13 protein-coding genes are annotated in these 12,013 nt (G+C 70.2%); 5 read left to right on the forward strand and 8 right to left on the reverse strand.

Translation table 11 applies throughout. The features are described 5' to 3' along the window. Positions 1-45: 45 nt before the first annotated feature. The 4 genes from BX604_RS00565 to BX604_RS00580 form a co-directional block, all read right to left on the reverse strand. The gene (locus tag BX604_RS00565) at positions 46-498 is read right to left on the reverse strand and encodes a hypothetical protein (protein WP_098549103.1); all 453 of its coding nucleotides are present in this window, start codon (positions 496-498) and stop codon (positions 46-48) included. Continuing rightward, a complete protein-coding gene (locus tag BX604_RS00570; RefSeq protein ID WP_098549104.1) occupies positions 498-1,901 on the reverse strand; it encodes a phosphatase PAP2/dual specificity phosphatase family protein in 1,404 nt (467 codons plus the stop codon). Before BX604_RS00570 ends, BX604_RS00565 begins: the two co-directional genes overlap by 1 nt. Further along, positions 1,898-3,667: a bifunctional alpha/beta hydrolase/class I SAM-dependent methyltransferase gene (locus BX604_RS00575; RefSeq protein WP_098549105.1), complete on the reverse strand. Its 1,770-nt coding sequence runs from the start codon at positions 3,665-3,667 to the stop codon at positions 1,898-1,900. Before BX604_RS00575 ends, BX604_RS00570 begins: the two co-directional genes overlap by 4 nt. Before the next feature lie 69 nt (positions 3,668-3,736). Continuing rightward, a complete protein-coding gene (locus BX604_RS00580; RefSeq protein ID WP_098549106.1) occupies positions 3,737-4,342 on the reverse strand; it encodes a CDP-alcohol phosphatidyltransferase family protein in 606 nt (201 codons plus the stop codon). 7 nt (positions 4,343-4,349) lie between these two features. Here BX604_RS00580 and BX604_RS00585 point away from each other — a divergent pair, with 7 nt between their 5' ends. The 3 genes from BX604_RS00585 to BX604_RS00595 all read left to right on the forward strand — a co-directional run bounded on the left by BX604_RS00585 (position 4,350) and on the right by BX604_RS00595 (position 6,391). Next, positions 4,350-4,691, forward strand: a complete 342-nt coding sequence (locus BX604_RS00585) for a hypothetical protein (RefSeq protein ID WP_179894773.1) — start codon at positions 4,350-4,352, stop codon at positions 4,689-4,691. 102 nt (positions 4,692-4,793) lie between these two features. Beyond that, positions 4,794-5,426 (forward strand): lysophospholipid acyltransferase family protein, encoded by a 633-nt coding sequence (locus tag BX604_RS00590; RefSeq protein WP_098552654.1) that lies wholly within the window; start codon positions 4,794-4,796, stop codon positions 5,424-5,426. Between the two features lie 35 nt (positions 5,427-5,461). Beyond that, the gene (locus BX604_RS00595; protein WP_098549107.1) at positions 5,462-6,391 is read left to right on the forward strand and encodes a phosphatidate cytidylyltransferase; all 930 of its coding nucleotides are present in this window, start codon (positions 5,462-5,464) and stop codon (positions 6,389-6,391) included. Positions 6,392-6,446: 55 nt separating this feature from the next. Here the strand turns inward: BX604_RS00595 and BX604_RS00600 are convergent, their stop codons facing one another. Both BX604_RS00600 and BX604_RS00605 read right to left on the reverse strand, forming a co-directional pair. After that, complete coding sequence (locus BX604_RS00600) at positions 6,447-7,271, reverse strand: topoisomerase IV (protein ID WP_098549108.1); 825 nt, start codon at positions 7,269-7,271, stop codon at positions 6,447-6,449. Between the two features lie 43 nt (positions 7,272-7,314). After that, positions 7,315-8,100, reverse strand: coding sequence for a hypothetical protein (locus BX604_RS00605; RefSeq protein WP_257146260.1), 786 nt, complete (start codon positions 8,098-8,100; stop codon positions 7,315-7,317). Between the two features lie 130 nt (positions 8,101-8,230). Between BX604_RS00605 and BX604_RS00610 the strand changes: the two genes are divergently transcribed. Together BX604_RS00610 and BX604_RS00615 are read left to right on the forward strand one after the other, a co-directional pair. Further along, complete coding sequence (locus tag BX604_RS00610) at positions 8,231-9,037, forward strand: helix-turn-helix transcriptional regulator (RefSeq protein WP_098552655.1); 807 nt, start codon at positions 8,231-8,233, stop codon at positions 9,035-9,037. Positions 9,038-9,468: 431 nt separating this feature from the next. Next, positions 9,469-10,290: a carbon-nitrogen hydrolase family protein gene (locus BX604_RS00615; RefSeq protein WP_098549109.1), complete on the forward strand. Its 822-nt coding sequence runs from the start codon at positions 9,469-9,471 to the stop codon at positions 10,288-10,290. Between the two features lie 25 nt (positions 10,291-10,315). Here the strand turns inward: BX604_RS00615 and BX604_RS00620 are convergent, their stop codons facing one another. Together BX604_RS00620 and BX604_RS00625 are read right to left on the reverse strand one after the other, a co-directional pair. Beyond that, positions 10,316-10,627: an AtuA-related protein gene (locus tag BX604_RS00620; protein WP_098552657.1), complete on the reverse strand. Its 312-nt coding sequence runs from the start codon at positions 10,625-10,627 to the stop codon at positions 10,316-10,318. After that, a complete protein-coding gene (locus BX604_RS00625) occupies positions 10,627-11,988 on the reverse strand; it encodes an acyclic terpene utilization AtuA family protein (protein ID WP_098552658.1) in 1,362 nt (453 codons plus the stop codon). Before BX604_RS00625 ends, BX604_RS00620 begins: the two co-directional genes overlap by 1 nt. Between the last annotated feature and the right edge of the window lie 25 nt (positions 11,989-12,013).

Below are 12,013 nucleotides of genomic sequence, written 5' to 3' on the forward strand. Positions count from 1 at the left end.
CGCGCGGATAGCGGCCCGGCGCCGCAGACGCACCGCACCCGCCCCCTAACCGACTTGCGGCAGCGCGATCGCGATCCCGACCACGATCCACTGCACGATCGCGACCAGCACGCCGGCGCGGCACAGCCCGACCGCGCCGCGCACGCGCGCGTCCAGCGCCCGCCCGACCTTCCCTTCGTCGATCCAGCCGAGATCGGCGAGCGCCCGGTCGAGCGCGGCCAGCCCGTCGTCGACCGGTGCGTCACCCGACGCCGCGCGTGCCAGCGCGGCGAACAGCCGCCGGTCGATCTCGATGCGCACCGCGTACCACAGCGCGGCAATCCCCGTCCCGGTGCTGATCACGGCCAGCAATACACGCGCGATCGTCGCCGGCGCCCAGCCCGCCGCGATCCACCAGCCGGCGCCCGCCGCGGCCAGCGCGGCCGCGATCGCCCACGCGCCCGCATCGAGCGCGCCGCGCGCGGCGGCAATCCTGAAGGGGGCGGACGGGTCGCGCATCACACGCCTCCCGTGACGCGGCGGCGATCGATCCAGTCCTGCAGCACCGTCACGCCGTCGTCCGACCAGACCGCGTGCGGGCGCACCGCCCGCACCGCCGCGAGCGCTTCGCGCGCATCGCCGAACCCGCGCCGCGCCGCCAGCCACGCGGCCGCGCACAGCACGCTGCGCCCGTAGCCGAGCGCGCAGCAGACCAGCACGTCGCGCCCTTCGCGATGCAGCCGTTCGAGCGCCGCAACGGCCGCCGCGAGCTGCGCCGCGCTCGGCGCGACGAGGTCGAGTTGCGGCACCGCCGCATAGGCCAGCGACGCGTCGGCCGCGACCCAGCGCGGCATCTCCGCGGTCAGGTCGACGAGCGCCGTGAAGCCGTAGCGCCGCATGTCGCGCGTCGTCGGCGTACGGCCGATCGACACGCGCTCGTCGATCCGCACCGGCGCCGGCTGCCGGACGGTCCACAGCCGCGAATTGACGAATGCGCCGGCAATCGTCGGCGCGAACAGCCAGCGGATGAACACCGGGAAGCGGCCCGCGTCGTCCTTCTGGAACGCACCGGGCGCCCCGCGCCGGTAAATCCACGCGACGCACGCGAGCGCCAGCGCGCCCCATCCCGCCGCCAGCGCCCAGCCCGGCGCATGCGACACGCAGCCAAGCGCGACGAGCGCGGCCAGCCCCGCGCCGAGCGCATAGCGGCGCGCGAGCGCGCGACCGGCGCCGGACGGCGAACCTTCTGCGCCCGGCAAGCGGCCCGCGGCATCGCGCAACGGAAACAGGAACAACGCGAAACAGCCGACGGCCGCGCCGGTCGGCACGTCGATCGCATGATGCTGGTAAGTCGTGAGCACCGACACGCCGATCGCCGCGAACCACAGATGGAGCACGGCGCGCGCGGCCGTGCCGCGCAGATGCTTCGCGTAGACGGCCCACAGCACGACGAGCAGGCCGATATGCAGCGACGGCGCCTGGTTGTACGGCTTGTCGAAGCCCATCAGCAGCGTGAACAGCGCACCGGCCACACCGCCCGCTTCGGGCCGCTCGAAGCCGAAGCGCAACGGCCACGCGACGAAGCACGCGACCGACACGAGCTGCACGGTCAGCAGCCGCTTCACGTGATCGAGCAGGTCGTCGCGCCGCGTCCAGAACAGGAACGACAGCGCGTACAGCAGATCGATTGACCAGTACGGCACGATGGTCCACGGCACGAACGGGATCGCATGTTCCCAGCCGAACGCGAACGTCGGCACCGCGGCGCGCTGCGCGGCGAGCCAGTTCGCGAAGCCGTACGTGGAGAAGAACACCGCGCCCATCACCGCGAGCCAGCCGACGCGCAGCGCGAGCGACGCGTCGCGCGGGCCGGCCGCCGGCTTGGCCAGCGCGCCGCCCGCGCCGCCGCCGAGCGCGCTCATGATGCGTCGACCCGCTGCGCGAGGCTCACCGTGAAAATGCCCATCTCGTCGATCCGCTGGTCGAGCTTGCGGAACCCCGCGCGCGCGACGAGCTCGTCCATCTCGGCCTGCGACCGGCGGCGCATCACCCACGTCGCGTCGCCGCGATGGTTGTTCAGCGCCCGCGCGATGAATTCGAGCTGCGGATGCCACGGCTGCCCGGTGTAGACGAGATAGCCGCCGGGCGGCACCGCGTGCGCGAGCCCGCGCAGCGAGCGCTCGATCAGCGCGTTCTCGCCGAACAGTTCATACAGCCCGGACACGATAGCCAGCGTCGGGCGCGGCTCGAGCGTCGCAAGCGACGCTTCGTCGAACGCGTCGCCGCGCTCGAAACGCGCGATCGGATCGAGGCCGCGCTGCGCGATCAGCACGCGCCCGGCCTCGACGTTCGGCGGGCTGTAGTCGCGCAGCGTGATGTCGTCGGGCGCCGCGCCGTCGCGCTCGGCAGCCGTCGCGATCGCGTCGAGCACATAGCGCCCGTGGCCTGCCGCGATGTCGACGATCCGCACCGGTTCGCCATGGCCACGCAGCCGGCCGATCGCCGCGCCGATCAGCTCCTGCAGATGCACCTTGCGCTGGCGGATGCCGACCCAGCCCGGCGAATCGAGATACGTGCGGTCGATCAGCGCGCCGACGCCGAGCCGCCCCTGTGCGCGGTTGCGGTACACGTAGTCGAGCGTCGAGCCCGAATCGAAGCCGAGCCGCAGCCCGAGCGCGATGCCGTCGGACAGCGCGCCGCCGGCCTTCAGCCCGGCCCGCGTGATCGCCCAGTACGCACGCGCGAACGGATTCGCGGGCGGGCGGCCGAGCGCCGCGTATTCGTCGTGGAACGCGCCGCGCCGGTCGGCATCGGCGAGCGACACGCGCGGGCTCGGCGCATCGAACTCGCGCAGCACGAAGCTGCGCAGCGGCGCGAGCGCCTGCGCGCGATCGCGCTCGCCCAGCGTGTCGTGATAGAAGCCCGGCAGCACGATGCGCTCCTTGCGGGCGGCGCCGAGCCGCTCGAAGAAACGGTCCTGCGGGCCGCGATGCACGACCCAGTCGGCGCCCGAGATCAGCAACTGCGTCGGCACGGTGATCGCGGCCGCATCGGCGACGATCCGCTGCGCGGTGTCGTGCAGGTCGAGCAGCATGTTGACGGCGATCGGCCGCGTGATCAGCGGATCGGCCGCATAGCTCGCGATCCGTTCCGGGTCGTGCGTGAGGAATTTCGGCTTCACGTAGCTGTTCACGTAGAAGAGCCCGCGCAGCTTGTGCATCAGCCGCAGGCCCGGCCGCGCGAGCGGGACGTACAGCTTGATGTGGAACGCCGGCGACGCGACGACGAGGCAGCGGATCGGCGGTGCGTAATCGTGCGCCCAGGTGGCCGCGAGCACCGCGCCGACGCTCTGGCCGATCACGGCCATGTCCTCGATCGCGATGCCGTGGGTGTCGCGGATATGTTCGACGAAGGTCTGCAGGTCGCGCACCGATGCGGCCGCGCTCGGGCTGTAGCCGCGCGCGCCGGGCGAGCGGCCGTGGCCGCGCGCATCCCACGCGAAGAACGCGAAATCCGGCAGGTCGAGTTCGTCGACGAGGTGCGCGACGCGCGCCGAATGTTCGTGGCCGCGATGCAGCAGCACGATCGCGCCGCGGCAGCGCGGGGCCATCGCGGGCCAGTGGCGATAGAACAGCGTTTCGCCGTCGTGCGTGATGAAGTCGGCCTCGCGGGCCGTGCGTGCGCTCATGCGTTTCTCTCTCGTTTCATTATTCGAATCATGCGGCGCCGCCCTCCGGCGCCGGTCAACCTGCTGCCGTCAGCCGCCCGCTTCGGCGATGCCGGCCTGCACGCGCCGCACCGCCGTCACGATCGACAGCACGATCAGCAGCCGCCACAGCCACGCGGCGACGCCGCCGACCGGCAATCCGAAGCCGATCCACAGCGCGAATGCGCCGAGCGCGAGCGCGCGGTCACTCTTGCCGAACGGGCCGTCGTAGCGGCGCGTCGCACCGACGAGCGGCCCGATCAGGCCCGCGCATTCGACAATCACCGCCGTCAGCGCGAACAGCCAGACGTCTGCCGGCGCGAACGCGGGAATCGCGAGGAACGGCAGCACGAGCGCGATGTCGGACACGACGTCGCCAAGCTCGTTCAGGTACGCGCCGAGCGTGCTCTTCTGTCCGTGTTCGCGCGCGAGCATGCCGTCGATCGCGTTCAGCGCCATCCGTGCGAACAGCCAGATCGGAATCAGCAGGAACAGCACGCGCGCGAACACGCCGAGCCCGGCCAGCGCGCCGACGACGATCGAGCCGCCGGCCGCGAACAGCGTGACCTGGTTGGCCGTGACGCCGCGCTCGGCGAGTGAATCCGCGAACGGACGAAGACGGTTCTGGAATTTCGGTTTGAGTGCGTAGAGGCTCATCGTTTTATTGGTTCTGCACGTCCGGGCACGTTTGCAGCCGCCCTGCCCGGGCGGCGCAACCGCCGGCGGCGGGCTGTCGACAGGTGGTCGTATCGTCGCCGAGCGGCCCGGACGCGTCAAGCCGCACGCCGGCCGTGCCGCACCGGGCAATCTGGCGTTTTCGACGGAAACTCGCGATAATCCGCTGGCCCGCGCGCGCAGTCATCCGTTCGAACTGCAGACGGGCACTCGTGCAACAGCCGATTTTCACGCCGTCGACCGGCGCATTCGCCGCGCAGCAACCCGCGCCGGCGGATCGTCCGATTATCGCGGCCCTGCGACAGGCAGCCACGAATTTGAAAAAACTTAAACAATGGCCGTCCGGCGCGCATCCTGCCGCGCCGGCATTCCGGGATTCCGCCTGCCGCGCCTGCGCGGCCGCGCGGGCATGCACGCAGGAGGCGCCGCGCCGATGAACATCCTGAACGTCTGGCAGCGCGATTTCCTGCTGTCCATCGTGCGACTCGTCGCCGGCGCGTATCCGGTCTGGCATCAGGCGCCGCCGTCGCCGACGCAGAAGATCTACTTCTCGAACCATACGAGCCACATCGACACGCTCGCGATCCTCGCCGCGCTGCCGCGCGACGTGCGCGCGGTCGTGCGGCCCGTCGCGGCGCGCGACTACTGGGACAGCAGCGACCTGAAGCGCCACATCGCGCAGAAACTGCTGAACGTCGTGCTGATCGACCGTCACCGCGAAAACGGCGGCGATCCACTCGAACCGGTGCGCGATGCGCTGCGGCAAGGCCACTCGATCATCATCTTCCCGGAAGGCACCCGCGGCGCCGACGTGTTGCCGCAGCCGTTCAAGAGCGGGCTGTTCCACCTCGCGACCGAGTTTCCGAACGTCGCGCTGGCGCCCGTCTATCTCGAGAACCTGCAGCGCATCATGCCGAAGGGCGCGATCTGGCCCGTGCCGCTGATCTGCAAGGTGCACTTCGGCGCGAACGACGCGCTCGGTGCCGACGAAGACAAGCCGACCTTCCTCGCCCGCATGCACGACGCGATCGTCGCGCTCGCGCCGCCGCAGCGGCCGGCCGGCTGAACGCGCGCCCTCCTCTTCCTTTTCCGGATCTCCCCATGCGAACTCTCTTCTGGGAACTGGTCGCGGGCGTCACCGGCGTGCTGGTGATCGCGACCCTGATCGGCGCGATCCTCGGCGCGCGCAGCGGCGGCACCAGCGCGACGATCGTCAACCTGAACCAGCGCATCCGTGCGTGGTGGGCCATGATCGCGATCATGGTCATCGCGATCGGCCTCGGCAACAACGTCACGTATCTGGTGTTCGCGCTGCTGTCGTACCTGACGCTGCGCGAATTCATCACGCTCACGCCGACCACCGCGAGCGACCATACGACGCTCTTCATCGCGTTCTTCGTCGCCATTCCGGTGCAGTACCTGCTGCTCGGGATCAACTGGTACGGGATGTACTCGATCTTCGTGCCGGTGCACCTGTTCTTCGCGATGTCGCTGGTGTCGGCGCTCACGCAGGACACGCGCGAATTCCTGAGCCGCAACGCGAAGATCAACTGGGCGCTGATGGTGTGCGTGTACGGGCTGAGCCACGCGCCGGCCGTGCTGATTCTCGACATCCCGCACTACGCCGGGCAGAACGCGCTGCTGCTGTTCTTCTTCCTGTTCGTCGTGCAGATCAGCGACGTGCTGCAGTACGTGGTCGGCAAGCTGTTCGGACGGCGCAAGATCGCGCCGCGCCTGTCGCCGTCGAAGACGGTCGAAGGCTTCATCGGCGGCGGCCTGCTCGCGACGCTGTGCGGCGCGTCGCTGTATCGCGTGACGCCGTTCAGCTTCGGCGCGGCGTTCGGGATCTCGCTCGCGATCGTGATCGCGGGCTTCGTCGGCGGGCTCGTGCTGTCGGCCGTGAAGCGCTCGCTCGGCACGAAGGACTGGGGCTCGATGATCGCGGGCCACGGCGGGATGCTCGATCGCGTCGACTCGATCTGCTTCGCCGCGCCGGTGTTCTTCCACCTCGTGCGCTATCTGTACGTGTGATGCCCGGGCGGGCGCCGCGGGCAGCACCATGCTGCCCATTGCCTGCGCTCCCCGCTCAGTACCCTGCCCGCAGCGCCTTCGGCACCACGTAACGCCCGTGCGCCGCATCGAACTTCACCGTGTAGCGCGCATGGATGTCCTTGCCGCCGCGCTCGCCCGTCTCCGTGACCGTCAGCGGATAAACGTCGCCCGTGCCCGTCGTGTCCGGCACGATCGCGAACGTGCGGCTCTCGCAATGCGCCTTCGCGTTGTCACAATCGAGCGACCCGCTGTTGTCCATCGTTTCGTTGATGCGCGGCGCGGCGTCGACGATCGCGTTGCCGAGCGGCAGCCAGATCGACCGGCTCGCCTGCGTATAGCCCTGCAGCGTGATGCCGTCGCCGATCACGAAGCCGAACAGGTGCGGGCCGAGCCGCTCGATGCGCACGGTGCCGGGCTCGCCGCCCTTGCCCGACGCGATGTCCGTCTTCTTCACGACGGGTTCGAGCGTGCCGCCGTCCTGGCTCGGCTTCAGCACGTACAGGTCGATCGTGCCCGTCGTGCCGTCCGAATCCATGCCCGGCATCCCGTTCTGGACAGCCGCCTCGGTCTCGCCGCACATCGCGAGCAGCGTGCGCGGGCCGTCGGCCGTCGCGACGCGCAGCGAGCCGCACGACGAATAGATGAAGTCGCCCGCATCCGACTGCCAGCCCTTGCGATCGGCGCGCCACGTGCCGTACGTGTCGCGGATGAACGTCTGCAGCTGACGCTCGGGATGAATCGGCTCGGCCGCGTGGACCGGCGACACCGCGGCGAGCGCGGTGAACACCGCGAGCGCGGACAACACGGCGAGCGTGGCCGCGAATGGCTTGACGCGGGCTTTCGGGTTCTGGTCGTTCATGAGGGCGTTCGATTCGAGGGGAAAGGTCGATGCGGGCGGGCGATCAGGGTTGCCGCGGCGCGATGCCGGTGCCGTCGGGTTGCAGCCGCGCACGCGGCACCCAGCCGTCGGCCGTGCCGTGCGTGCGCGGGTTCAGATAGGTGATCGACGTGAACCGGCCGTATTCGGTCCGCGCGTCGACGTGATCGTGCTCGACGATGAACAGGCCGTCGATCCGGCACGCGTCGTCCGGCGCGGAAAAGAACGGCAGCCGGCCCTTGCCCGTCACGACGCGCCCGGCGTCGCTGCCCGTCACGTAGTCGCCCCGCGCCTGCGCGCGGCGGTTCAGCGCGTCGCAATCGACAGCGCCGTGCATGGCTGCGGCGGGATGGGCAGAGGCGGCCGGCGCCGCCACGCACGTCGATACGTAGCGCGCCAGCGCGTGCCGGTCGATCTTCAGCACGTCCGGCTGGTCGGGATCGCGCGTGATGTCGAGCGCGCGCAGCGCATGCGTGTCGAGCGTGACCCAGCCGATCGTCGCGTCACGGTTCGGCGTGCCCGGATGGTCGGGCGTCACGAACAGCCGGACGCCCTGCACGCCTTCCGGTTGACCAGTCAGCACCGCGGGCTCGGCATGGATCGCCCGTCGATCGAGCGCGGTGTGCCGCAGCGCCGGCACGATCAGCTGCGTGAGCCGTGCGTCGCACGACGCGGGCGACGCCGCGTGAGCCGCATGCGCGGCGGCCACCCCGACGCCCGCCAGCGCGACGCGCACGGCGAGCGCCGCGAGCCGGCGGCCGCGCCCGGCCTCGCCATTCGCGCCGGCCGGCGTTACGATCTCGTTCTTCATTCCTGGATCCGGTCGATGCGCGCGGCCCGTGCCGCACGCGCGGGCCAGTGCCCGCGAGCCCGTAGCGTACACGCTCGGTGCGGCATCGCAAGCGCGCAGCGCACCGGTCCGGCCCGACATGGACACACGCATGAACCTGAGCTTGCAGGACATCGCCTGGCACCGGTCGGTCGGCCGACTCGTCGAGTCGCTCGACCAGCCGGGTTTCTGGCTCGCGCTGATCCGGCTGATCGAGGAATACGTCGCGATCGACAGCTGGGTCGTGCTGATGTTCGGCGACGACCGCCCGCAGGTGTTCGCCGAATGTCCGTACGAAGGCGGCGGCCCCGACCCGCTCTTTCGCGACTACGTGCAGGGGCTGTACCAGCTCGATCCGTTCTATATCGCGAACCGCGATGCCCCGAAAAGCGGCCTGTTCCGGCTGTCCGACGTCGCGCCCGAATGCTTTCGCGACACCGAGTACTACACGCTGTACTTCACGCACAACGTCGTCGAGGACGAGGTGCAGGTCAACGTCGTGCTCGACGACACGCGCACGCTGTGCCTGTCGCTCGGCAGCAGGCGGCGCTTCAGCCCCGAACAGGTCGCGCTGCTCGACCTGATCCGTCCGTGGGTCGCCGGCCTGATGCGTCAGCGGCTCGCGTTCGAGCCGCCCCCCGCCGAGCCCAGCGAGCCCGCTACGCCGCGCCGGACCGACAGCGCGGCGCGCGGCGGTTTCGAACACGCGATGGCGCGGCTCGGCACGCCGCTCACCGCGCGCGAACTCGACGTGATCCGGCTGATTCTGAGCGGCCGCTCGAACAAGGAGGTCGCGAACAAGCTGTCGATTTCGGCGGAAACGGTCAAGGTGCACCGGCGCAATATCTACGCGAAACTCGACATCAATTCGCAGTCGGAACTGTTCTCGTTGTTCCTGCACGCGCAGGCCGGGACGTGACGCTCGGCGCGGCGACCGCAGCGGCCCGCCCCGTCACACGCCGTCGCGCCGATACGCGCTATCGGATGCGCCGTCTGTGCAAGCGCCGCCACCCTCTCTATCCTTGCGTCGTTCGATGCCGTCCGTCCGTTCGACACGGGCGGTAGATGGTGGCCTGGGTTCTGATAGCACTATCCTCGTCCATCAGGACCTCTTCGCCGGCCCTTGCAGAGGGGCCGGCGCTTTTTCCCGACCTTGCCGTTGCCCCCCGCAGCAGGACATCACGGCGCCGGGCGCCCCCGGCGCACGCCCGGCGGCCGGTGCAGAGATCAATACCCCCGACGGGTTAACGCGTCGGCGGGATGGGGAACCCGGCGCGTTCGGCGCATACTGGCGCTCATTCCCATCCGTTCCGCCGCCATCGCGACGGACCATCGCTACCGAACCCGCCCATGAAACTGAAGCTCGACATCGTCCAGCTCGCCGGCCGCGACGGCGACACGCGCTACAACCTGCAACGCACGCTCGATGCAATCGCGAGCTGCGCGCCCGGCACCGACCTCGTGATGTTTCCGGAAGCGCAGCTCACCGGCTTTCTCGATCCGTCGGAGCTCGAGCGCGTGGCCGAGCCGCTCGACGGCCCGAGCGTCGGCGCGGTGATCGCGGCCGCGCGGGCGCGCAACGTCGCGGTGGTGGTCGGGCTGATCGAGAACGACGGCGGGCGCTTTTACAACACGACCGTGTTCGTCACGCCGGACGGCATCGCGCTGCACTATCGCAAGACGCATCTGTGGGTATCGGAGCGCGGCGTCGTACTGCCCGGCGACCGCTACGCGACCGTCGAATGGCGCGGCGTACGGATCGGCCTGCTGATCTGCTACGACAGCGAATTCCCCGAAAGCGGCCGCGCGCTCGCGGCGCTCGGCGCGCAGTTGATCCTCGTGACCGACGGCAACATGGAGCCGTACCGCCAGGTCCACCGCACGTCGGTCTCGGCACGCGCGATGGAAAACCAGCTGTTCGCGGTCGTCGCGAACCGCGTCGGCGGCAGCACGCACGACGTCGTGTTCGCGGGCGGCAGCCTCGCGGCCGATCCGTTCGGGAACCTGATTTTCGAAGCCGGCACCGGCGAATCGCGCCACACGGTCGAACTCGATCTCGAGCAGGTCGCCGCGTCGCGCGCGGTCTACGACTATCGCGCCGACCAACGCCTGCCTATCGGCGGCGAGCGCATCGAGCACGCGGACGGACGGTGGGAGTGGCTGATTCCGTGAACGCCGGCACGGCCGCGCCGCATCATCACACCGGCACCGGCACGTCGATCGCCAGCAGCGCCGAGCTGACCGACTTGCCGTGCGCATCGAGCGCGAGCGAACGCGTGACGCCGCCGCCGAGCGCATCGCGCAACACGAAATTGAATGCGGCGAGCGCCGGCAATTCATGACGCACGACGTCGCCGTGCACGATGCCCGCGAGCCATGCCTTCACGGCCTGCGCATCGAGATGCGCGCGCAGATGGTCGTAATGACGCGGATCGCGGCAGATGACCGACACGTTCAGCGTATTGCCCTTGTCGCCGGTGCGCGCATGCGCGAGTTCACGCAGTTGCATCATGCCTCCACGAATGAAAACGACGGCGTCACGGCCGCACGCGGCAACAGCACCGACTGTACGGCGATCACCTCGCGCGTCGACTTGAAAGCGCCGCCGCCGCCGGCCGGCCCGTTCGTATAAAGCGTCTCGACTTCGTTGCCGATCCGCGCGGCCTCCGCCGCACTCGCCGCGCGGCCGGCCACCCGGATGCGGACCTCGGCCGGTTCGCCGCGCACCGCAGGCGTCGCCGTGCCGTACAGCGAATCGACGCCGATCAGGTCGAAACGCAATTCGGTCGCGGCCACGCCGGTCAGCGCGAGCCGTTCACGCACGATCTCGAGCGCGAGACGCGCGCGCGCCAGCGCACCGGGTCCGCCGTACGAGATCTGCCCTTCGCCGATATGACCGTCGACATACGCGACCGATACCTTCAGCGTGTCGGTGCGCGCCGTGCCGCGCCCGCCCGTCACGCGCACGCGGTCGGTCGCTTCCTCCGCGACGGCCACCCGCGTGAAATCCGCGACCACGTCGGGCTGCAGGTAGCGCGCCGGATCGTGAATCTCGTACAGCAACTGTTCCTTGCAGGTGGCCGCGCTCACGCGGCCGCCCGCGTGCGGCACCTTCGTGATCGTGACCGAGCCGTCGGCCTCGACCTCGCCGATCGGGAACCCGAGGCGCGCGAGATTCGGCACGTCCTTGTAACCCGGATCCGCGAAATAGCCGCCCGTCACCTGCCCCGCGCATTCGAGCAAATGGCCGACGACGGTTGCCTGTCCGAGCGTGTTCCAGTCATCCATCCGCCACCCGAACGCGTGGATCAGCGGCGCGACGAACAGCGACGGATCGGCGACGCGCCCGGTCAGCACGATGTCCGCGCCGGCCGCGAGCGCGTCGACGATCGGCGCGGCACCGAGATACGCGTTCGCGGACACGATGCGCTCGCGATACGCGGCAACCTCGTCGCCCGACTCCTCGAAGCGGAACGCGCCGCGCAGCACCACGTCGAGCACGTCGTCGCCCTCGACCGCCGCGACCTTCAGCCCCGCGAGGCCGAGCGACTGCGCGATCTGCGCGGTGCGCCGCGCCGCCGCGCGCGGATTCGCCGCGCCCATGTTCGACACGATACGCACGCCCCTGGCCGCGGCCACCGGCAGCACGGCGCGCATGCGCGCGTCGAGCAGCGGGTCGTAGCCGAGCGCCGGGTCCTTGCGGCGCGCCTGCTGCGCGATCGCGATCGTGCGCTCGGCCAGGCATTCGAAGACGAGATAGTCGAGCCGACCGTGTTCGGCCAGTTCGACCGCGGGCTCGATCCGGTCGCCCGAGTAGCCGGCGCCCGCGCCGATGCGCACGCGCGGTTGATATGAAGGCTTTGCTGTCATGTCCGTACCGTCGTCCGGCGCACGC

The organism is Burkholderia sp. JKS000303 (assembly GCF_002563755.1).
Taxonomy (GTDB): Bacteria; Pseudomonadota; Gammaproteobacteria; order Burkholderiales; family Burkholderiaceae; genus Burkholderia; species Burkholderia anthina_B.

Excerpts from the sequence above, each read along its gene's own strand:
- BX604_RS00595 (WP_098549107.1), top strand. The coding sequence starts at position 5,462 with ATGCGAACTCTCTTCTGGGAACTGGTCGCGGGCGTCACCGGCGTGCTG.
- BX604_RS00610 (WP_098552655.1), top strand. The coding sequence starts at position 8,231 with ATGAACCTGAGCTTGCAGGACATCGCCTGGCACCGGTCGGTCGGCCGA.
- BX604_RS00570 (WP_098549104.1), bottom strand. The coding sequence starts at position 1,901 with ATGAGCGCGCTCGGCGGCGGCGCGGGCGGCGCGCTGGCCAAGCCGGCG.
- BX604_RS00605 (WP_257146260.1), bottom strand. The coding sequence starts at position 8,100 with ATGAAGAACGAGATCGTAACGCCGGCCGGCGCGAATGGCGAGGCCGGG.
- BX604_RS00615 (WP_098549109.1), top strand. The coding sequence starts at position 9,469 with ATGAAACTGAAGCTCGACATCGTCCAGCTCGCCGGCCGCGACGGCGAC.
- BX604_RS00580 (WP_098549106.1), bottom strand. The coding sequence starts at position 4,342 with ATGAGCCTCTACGCACTCAAACCGAAATTCCAGAACCGTCTTCGTCCG.
- BX604_RS00620 (WP_098552657.1), bottom strand. The coding sequence starts at position 10,627 with ATGCAACTGCGTGAACTCGCGCATGCGCGCACCGGCGACAAGGGCAAT.
- BX604_RS00565 (WP_098549103.1), bottom strand. The coding sequence starts at position 498 with ATGCGCGACCCGTCCGCCCCCTTCAGGATTGCCGCCGCGCGCGGCGCG.
- BX604_RS00625 (WP_098552658.1), bottom strand. The coding sequence starts at position 11,988 with ATGACAGCAAAGCCTTCATATCAACCGCGCGTGCGCATCGGCGCGGGC.
- BX604_RS00590 (WP_098552654.1), top strand. The coding sequence starts at position 4,794 with ATGAACATCCTGAACGTCTGGCAGCGCGATTTCCTGCTGTCCATCGTG.
- BX604_RS00575 (WP_098549105.1), bottom strand. The coding sequence starts at position 3,667 with ATGAGCGCACGCACGGCCCGCGAGGCCGACTTCATCACGCACGACGGC.
- BX604_RS00600 (WP_098549108.1), bottom strand. The coding sequence starts at position 7,271 with ATGAACGACCAGAACCCGAAAGCCCGCGTCAAGCCATTCGCGGCCACG.